Annotated in this window: 5 protein-coding genes; 2 read left to right on the top strand and 3 right to left on the bottom strand. The window is 68.6% G+C overall.

What is annotated here, in order from left to right; translation table 11 throughout:
• Positions 1-430: 430 nt before the first annotated feature.
• On the bottom strand, positions 431-1,438 hold the full coding sequence (locus ACIRP7_RS05305; RefSeq protein ID WP_403654200.1) for a stage II sporulation protein M: 1,008 nt from the start codon (positions 1,436-1,438) through the stop codon (positions 431-433).
• A gap of 129 nt (positions 1,439-1,567) precedes the next feature.
• On the opposite strand from ACIRP7_RS05305, the gene ACIRP7_RS05300 reads away from it, so the two are divergent.
• Positions 1,568-2,563 carry an RDD family protein gene (locus ACIRP7_RS05300; RefSeq protein ID WP_403654197.1) on the top strand — a complete coding sequence of 332 codons (996 nt, stop codon included), beginning with the start codon at positions 1,568-1,570 and terminating at the stop codon, positions 2,561-2,563.
• Positions 2,564-2,619: 56 nt separating this feature from the next.
• Here the strand turns inward: ACIRP7_RS05300 and ACIRP7_RS05295 are convergent, their stop codons facing one another.
• A complete protein-coding gene (locus ACIRP7_RS05295; protein ID WP_403654194.1) occupies positions 2,620-3,249 on the bottom strand; it encodes a hypothetical protein in 630 nt (209 codons plus the stop codon).
• Between the two features lie 150 nt (positions 3,250-3,399).
• On the bottom strand, positions 3,400-4,857 hold the full coding sequence (gene ahcY, locus ACIRP7_RS05290) for an adenosylhomocysteinase (RefSeq protein ID WP_403654191.1): 1,458 nt from the start codon (positions 4,855-4,857) through the stop codon (positions 3,400-3,402).
• 503 nt (positions 4,858-5,360) lie between these two features.
• Between ahcY and ACIRP7_RS05285 the strand changes: the two genes are divergently transcribed.
• Entirely contained in the window at positions 5,361-7,697 is a 2,337-nt protein-coding gene (locus tag ACIRP7_RS05285) for a fructose-specific PTS transporter subunit EIIC (RefSeq protein ID WP_403654188.1), read from the top strand.
• Positions 7,698-7,712 lie beyond the last annotated feature (15 nt).

Here is a 7,712-nt window from a genome sequence, read left to right as displayed (position 1 = left end):
TATCAACATATCTGGCGTTGATTTTTGGCACGCTGTTGAGTTCTCAAGGAACGGACGCTTCCTTTGTACTCACCCTCTCGGGCTTTCCTCCGGGCAGTTTCCCTTCGGTCTTGCGTTTCCGACTCTATCAGACCGTTTCCGGTTCCGATTTCCTCGGTGCTTTCCAGGTTCCCGCTCTCGCGTTTCCCTTTCCGGCGCTCCCGACATTATCAGAAGTTTCAGGCCGGACTGACCGGCCATCTGTTTCCGATTTATCGGGAAGTAGCTTCTTCGAAATCAGGATTTCCAGAAGCAGACAGACACTCACCGCTGCCGAGCGGGATGACCCCGGCTCCAGGCAACTGTTCGAATCTACCTCCCCACAGCGTCCGTGTCAACGGCTCCTGTGGGGCGAAGGAGACAGTAGCAGCTCGGTACGGTCCCCCGCACATCAAGCAGCAGTAGGGACGGTGGCGCTGCGTTCGGCTGCCTCGACGTCGCCCGTGTCGCCCGCACGCGCCGCTCGTCCGCCCAGGACAAAGACGTAGGCGAGGAAGGTCAGCTCCGCGACGATCCCGATGGCTATGCGGGCCCAGGTGGGCAGGCCCGAGGGCGTGACGAAGCCTTCTATGGCGCCCGAGATGAACAGGACCAGGGCGAGGCCTATCGCCATGCCCACAGCGGCTCGGCCCTCCTCCGCGAGGGCGGTGCGTCGGGAGCGGGGCCCCGGATCGATCAGGGTCCAGCCGAGACGCAGACCTGTGCCGGCGGCGACGAACACCGCGGTGAGTTCGAGGAGTCCGTGCGGGAGTACGAGGCCGAGAAAGGTGTCGAGGCGGCCGGCCGAGGACATCAGGCCGACGCCCACACCGAGGTTGAGCATGTTCTGGAACAGGATCCAGAGGACCGGGAGGCCCAGGAAGATGCCCAGGACCAGGCATGTTGCAGCGGCCTGTGCGTTGTTCGTCCAGACCTGGGCGGCGAAGGACGCGGCGGGATGGCTGGAGTAGTACGTCTCGTACTGGCCGCCGGGGCGGGTGAGCTCACGCAGTTCGCTGGGGGCCGCGATGGAGGACTGCACCTCTGGATGGGTGCCGATCCACCAGCCAAGGAGGGCTGCGACGACCGTGGACAGCAGCGCGGTGGGCACCCACCAGTGCCGCGATCGGTAAACCGCGGCGGGGAAGCCGTATGCCAGGAAGCGGGTGACATCGCGCCAAGAGGCGCGGCGGGTTCCTGTGACGGCACTACGCGCGCGTGCCACGAGTTGGCTGAGCCGGCCGGTGAGCTGGGGGTCGGGGGCGCTGGACTGGATCAGGGAGAGGTGAGTGGCGGTGCGCTGGTAGAGGGCGACGAGTTCGTCCGTCTCGGCGCCGTTGAGGCGGCGCTGGCGCCGGAGCAGGGCGTCGAGGCGGTCCCACTCGGCTCGGTGGGCGGTGACGAAGACGTCGAGGTCCATCGGTTTGCCTGCTCCTCGGCTGATCGTCGGCGGTCCGTCATGGATGTCAGCTTGTCGTACTGCGGCGCGATGCGTCCTCAGCTTGGCAGACTGGTCGTTCACGAGGCAGGTCAGGGAAGGACGGCGGGCGTGAGTGAGCTGGTGACGGGCGAGGCGGTGGCGCTTGAGTTGCGCCCCGCGAGGCTGCCCAGCAGGGCGTTGGCCGTGCTGATCGATCTGATCGGGGCCGTGGTCGTGTACATCGCCGTGACCGTCGCGGTGGTGGCCGCTTCCGCGTCTTTGGACGACGCGGCCCAGGTGGCGCTGTCCATCGCCGCGTTCCTGCTCGTCCTGGTGGGTGGACCGATCGCGGTCGAGACGCTCAGCCATGGTCGGTCGTTGGGGAAGCTCGCTGTGGGGCTCCGCGTGGTGCGGGACGACGGCGGGCCCATCCGGTTCCGGCATGCGCTGGTGCGGGGCGCGATCGGTGTGGTCGAGATTCTGATGACGTTCGGAGTCGTGGCCTGTATCGCCTCGCTTGTCTCGGCGCGTGGGCGCCGGCTCGGTGATGTGTTCGCGGGGACGCTGGTCGTGCGGGAGCGGATTCCCGTGGCACCCAGCGGATTCGTGCCGCCGCCTCCGCCCTGGCTGGCCGGCCGGTTCTCCCCACTCGATCTGTCGGCGGTTCCCGATGGCCTGTGGCTTGCCATCCGTCAGTACCTGACGCGGATGCACCAACTCGATCCCCAGGTCGGCTGGGCCATGGCGGAGCGGCTGGCGTCCGATCTCGCGGCGCGTACGGGGGCTCCGGTGCCGCGGGACGTACCGCCCGGTGCGTATCTGGCGGCGGTGGTGCAGGAGCGGCAGGCCCGTGAGTCCCGGCGGGCCTTCGGCGGCGTTACGGCGGGGGCCGGGGCGTCTCCTGGCGTGGTGCCCGGGCCTGCGTTCGGGATGCAGGCCGGCTACCCCTATCCGGGGGCGCGGCCCGCCGATCCGTCCTCTCCTCAGCCGCCTGTCTCGTACGGCGTCGAGGCGACTCCGGTCGTGGAGCGTCCTGGGGTCCAGGTCGCGGAGTCCTCCGACGGCCCCCTGCCCGCGGTGCCGTCGGAGGGAAGGCCTGCCTCAGGGTTCGTCCCGCCGGCGTGATCCTGCCGGTGCTCGCGACCCCACAGGTGCCGGAGGGGGCATCCGCTGAGGTCGGTTCAGTCGAGCGGTGTTTCGGGGAACGTCGACGGCGGCGACTCGAGGTCCTCCAGCTCGATTCCGGGGGCTGCGAGGACCACGTCCCCGGCGATGTGCACGGAGTGCTGCTCGCCCGTGTCCAGCGCTGTGACCTGGTATTCCTCCACGGTCAGCGGACCGTTGTCAGTGGCGTGTGCTTCTCTTTTCAGCAAGGTCCAGGACTGGTCCACGGTGCGCGGGGCGAGGACGGGTTCCGTGAAGGCCACGAGGCGTACGCGAGTCGCTGACGCGGAGGGGGTGAGGCGCAGGAGACGGGTGGTGGCGACGAGGAACGCCGGGGATGTGCCGGTGAAGGCGTGGGCGGGGACATTGCCTTCCGTGGCGTGGGTCCCGGTGGGGTCCGTGCGGACCCAGGTGACGCCGTCGAGCGCGGCACCGCGCACCTGCCAGCTCCCGGCGTGCAGTTCGAGACGGATGGGGCGGCCGAGTTCGTCGAGGGTGAGGTCGACCGAGCCGCTGTGACCTCCCGCGGGGGTGGTCAGTTGAGAGACGTAGCGCCAGCCGGACGGGCCGGGGGCGCATTGGAAGTGTTCTTCCGCGAGGGGGGTGTGATCGTGCGGATCGTGAAGCGAATAACGGCCGCGGGGCATGGGTGTCCTGGGTTCTGACGGGCTGTCCGGCCTGACGGTCACACGGCGAGGGAGAAGGGCCGAAGAAGGGTCCACAAAGCCAAAGGGGCAGGCCCCCGACACGGGGGTGCGGGGGCCTGCCTCGGAGGTACTACTGCTGTGCCGTACGGCTCAGTAGCGGTAGTGGTCCGACTTGTACGGGCCGTCGACCTCGACGCCGATGTACGCCGCCTGCTCCGGGCGCAGCTGGGTCAGCTTCACGCCGAGCGCGTCCAGGTGGAGGCGAGCGACCTTCTCGTCGAGGTGCTTGGGCAGCACGTAGACGTCGGTCGGGTACTCGTCGGGCTTGGTGAACAGCTCGATCTGGGCCAGGGTCTGGTCCGCGAAGGAGTTGGACATCACGAACGACGGGTGACCGGTGGCGTTGCCCAGGTTCAGCAGGCGGCCCTCGGACAGAACGATGATCACCTTGCCGTCGGGGAACGTCCAGGTGTGGACCTGCGGCTTGACCTCGTCCTTGACGATGCCGGGGATCTGGGCGAGGCCGGCCATGTCGATCTCGTTGTCGAAGTGACCGATGTTGCCGACGATCGCCTGGTGCTTCATCTTGGCCATGTCCGAGGCCATGATGATGTCCTTGTTGCCGGTCGTGGTGACGAAGATGTCGGCCTTGTCCACGACCTCGTCCAGCGTCGTGACCTGGTAGCCGTCCATCGCCGCCTGCAGGGCGCAGATCGGGTCGATCTCGGTGACGATGACGCGGGCGCCCTGGCCGCGCAGGGACTCCGCGCAGCCCTTGCCCACGTCGCCGTAGCCGCAGACCACCGCGGTCTTGCCGCCGATGAGGACGTCGGTGGCGCGGTTGATGCCGTCGATCAGGGAGTGGCGGCAGCCGTACTTGTTGTCGAACTTCGACTTGGTGACGGCGTCGTTGACGTTGATCGCCGGGAACAGGAGGGTGCCGTCGCGGTGCATCTCGTACAGGCGATGGACGCCGGTCGTGGTCTCCTCGGTCACGCCGCGGATCTCCGAGGCGAGCTGGGTCCACTTCTGGGAGCCGTCGGTGATGGTGCGGTTCAGGAGCTCCAGGACGACCCGGTGCTCCTCGTTCTCGGCGGTGTCGACCGAGGGGACCTTGCCGGCCTTCTCGTACTCGACGCCCTTGTGGACGAGGAGGGTGGCGTCACCGCCGTCGTCCAGGATCATGTTCGGGCCGCCGGTGGGGGTGTTCGGCCAGGTCAGCGCCTGCTCCGTGCACCACCAGTACTCCTCCAGGGTCTCGCCCTTCCAGGCGAAGACCGGGATGCCCTGGGGGTTCTCGGGCGTGCCGTTGGGGCCGACGGCGATGGCGGCGGCCGCGTGGTCCTGCGTGGAGAAGATGTTGCAGGACGCCCAGCGGACCTCGGCGCCCAGGGCGGCCAGGGTCTCGATGAGAACGGCGGTCTGCACGGTCATGTGCAAGGAGCCGGTGACACGGGCGCCGGCGAGCGGCTGCGCCTCGGCGTACTCCTTGCGGATCGCCATCAGGCCGGGCATCTCGTGCTCGGCGAGAGTGATCTCCTTGCGGCCGAACTCGGCCAGGGAGAGGTCGGCGACCTTGAAGTCCTGTCGGTTGTCGACAGTCGTCATTGCGAGGTGCTCCTCGGGGTTGGGGCAGAGGTGGGTACGGCTGGTCTGCGCGGCGGCGGACACAGGGGTGCCCGAAGAGGACATAGGCATGCCCGGTGCGCGCAACGCAGTCCGTCGGAGGCCCTCTCTCCCTCGGTCGGTCCGCGGTGGGACCGCCCGACCGCCATCAGCAGCGACGTCTGGCTCCGTCCCAAGCTACACCGGTCGGCCGGGGCACCCCAGTCCGCCTCCGAATACATCAGGCCGATCACGGGCCGTGGTCCGGGACGCGGGCCGGGTGTCGTCAGCCGTCCTGACAGGGTGCCGTGACGGTGGTGACAACCGGCGTACGAACTGCGGAACGAGCGGCAACGTGCGGCAACCGACCAGGTCATCCGGGGACTTTTGCTCCTTGGGCGGCCTGGGCAGGTGAGGGGAGATGTGAAGCGATCGGAACAGCTGATCGATCTGTGCGGGGCGTCCGGGGCGGCGTTTCCGCGTGACAAAGGCGTAAGGAGATCGACGTGACCAATCCGGCCGGACCTCCCCCCACGGGCGGCGGCAGAGAGCGACAGCGGGTGAAGCTGCTGGCGGTGACCGCGTGCCCGACCGGCATCGCGCACACGTACATGGCCGCGGAGAAGCTCGCGCAGGCCGCCGCGAGCCGTGGCATCGACATGAAGGTGGAGACGCAGGGATCGATCGGGGCTGAAAACGTCCTAGATGACAACGATGTCAGCACAGCGGACGGCATCATCGTCGCCGCGGACAAGGACGTGGACCTGAGCCGTTTCGTGGGCAAGCGGGTTCTGACCGTGGGGGTGGCGGAGGGGATTCACCATCCTGAGCGGTTGATCGAGCGGGTGCGGTCGGCGCCGGTGCACACGTCGGGCGAGACGCCGGCCGCCTCCGTCTCGGGCGGCGGCAAGGAGCGGAGCGTCGGCTACAAGGCGCTGATGAACGGGGTCAGCTACATGATTCCGTTCGTGGTGGTCGGCGGCCTGCTGATCGCGATCTCGCTCTCGCTCGGCGGGCACACCGACCCGTCCGGCGGGCTGGTCATCCCGAAGGACTCCTTCTGGATGGACGTCAACAACATCGGCGTCATCGGCTTCACGCTGATGGTGCCGATCCTTTCCGGATACATCGCCCATGCCATCGGGGACCGCCCGGCCCTCGTCCCCGGCATGATCGGCGGCTGGATCGCGAACACGGGGTCGCTGTACGACTCGAAGGCGGGCGCCGGGTTCATCGGGGCGATCGTGACCGGGTTCCTCGCCGGGTATCTCGTGCTGTGGATCAAGAAGGTCAGGGTCCCGAAGTTCGTACAGCCGATCATGCCGATCATCGTGATCCCGATCGTCGTGACCACGGCGCTCGGGCTGTTCTTCATCTACGTCATCGGGAAGCCGATCTCCTGGGTGTTCGAGCACCTCACCGACTGGCTCGGCGGGATGACCGGCACCAGCGCGATCCTGCTGGGGGCGATTCTGGGGCTCATGATCGCGTTCGACATGGGCGGCCCGGTCAACAAGACGGCGTTCCTGTTCGGCACGGGGCTGATCGCGACCGGCAACCAGACGGTCATGGGCATGTGCGCGGCCGCGATCCCGGTCATGCCGCTGGGGCAGGGCCTGGCCACGCTGATACGGAAGCGGCTCTACACCGAGCAGGAGCGGGAGACCGGACTGGCCGCGCTGTTCATGGGCTGCTTCGGCATCTCCGAGGGTGCGATCCCGTTCGCGGCGGCGCGCCCGGCGCAGGTCATCCCGGCCAACATGCTCGGTGGCGCGGTGGCCGGCGCGATCGCCGGTGTCGCCGGGGTCGAGGACGCGGTGCCGCACGGCGGGCCGATCGTGGCGGTGCTGGGTGCGGTGAGCGGGGTACCGGTGTTCTTCGTGGCCGTGCTGATCGGCACGGCGGTCACCGCGCTGACGACGGTCATGCTCGTCGACATCAGTGAGCGGCGGCGCAAGAGCGCGGCGCCGGTGGCCGGGCCGGGTGTGACCGGACCGGGCGTGGGCGAACCGCTCGAGCCCGAGCTGGTCGGCGTGGGCGCCGGTGCGGCGGCCGGTGGAGCCGCCGGTGCCGTGGTGGCACAGCGAATCGTCACTCCGCTGAGCACGCCCACGCCCGTCACGGAGACGACACCGGCCAAGTCCCCCAAAACCACGGAGTCCGACGCGAGCGCGGACGCTGAAGCTACGGCGACCGGAGAAGCCGCCAGCGCCGTCGTGACCAAGCCCCCGAAAGCTGCGGAACATGACGTCAGTGCCGAGGCCTATGCGGATGCGGATGCTGAAGTCGACGTCGATGTGGCCGCCAGGACAGGCGGCGCCGAGGCCAAAGCCAACAGCGTCCACGCGGCAGCAGCCGACGAAGGTGTCACGGCCGAGGCCCCTCGCGAGGTCCTCTCCGGCTATCTCACCGAACAGGCCGTGAAGGTCGGCCTCGATGCCCGGGACAAGGCGGCGGCCGTGCGGGAGATGGCGGCGTTGCTCGCCCGGACCGGCAAGGTGGTGGACGTGGACGAGCTGGTCGCCACCGCCTTGCGGCGGGAGGAGCAGGGAACCACCGGACTCGGGGAGGAGATAGCGATCCCGCACGCCAAGACGGACGCCGTGACCGCGCCCGTCGTCGGGTTCGCACGGTCCGCCGAAGGCATCGAGTGGGGCTCCCTGGACGGTACGAAGGCCAGGCTGGTCTTCATGATCTCTGTGCCGGAGGCGGCCGCGGGCGACGAACACCTGCGCATCCTGGCTCTGTTGTCGCGCAGGCTGATGGACACCGGATTCCGGGAGCGGCTCCTCGCGGCGCCGGACAAGAGGGCTGTGCTGGACGTGCTGAGCGAGATCAGGTGAGCGAAGGGCCCGCGC

The sequence above is a fragment of the Streptomyces sp. NPDC102270 genome, from assembly GCF_044766405.1.
Taxonomy (GTDB): domain Bacteria; phylum Actinomycetota; class Actinomycetes; order Streptomycetales; family Streptomycetaceae; genus Streptomyces.
Note: the sequence above shows the minus strand (reverse complement) of the source record. Positions and strands in the feature narration are given on the sequence as shown.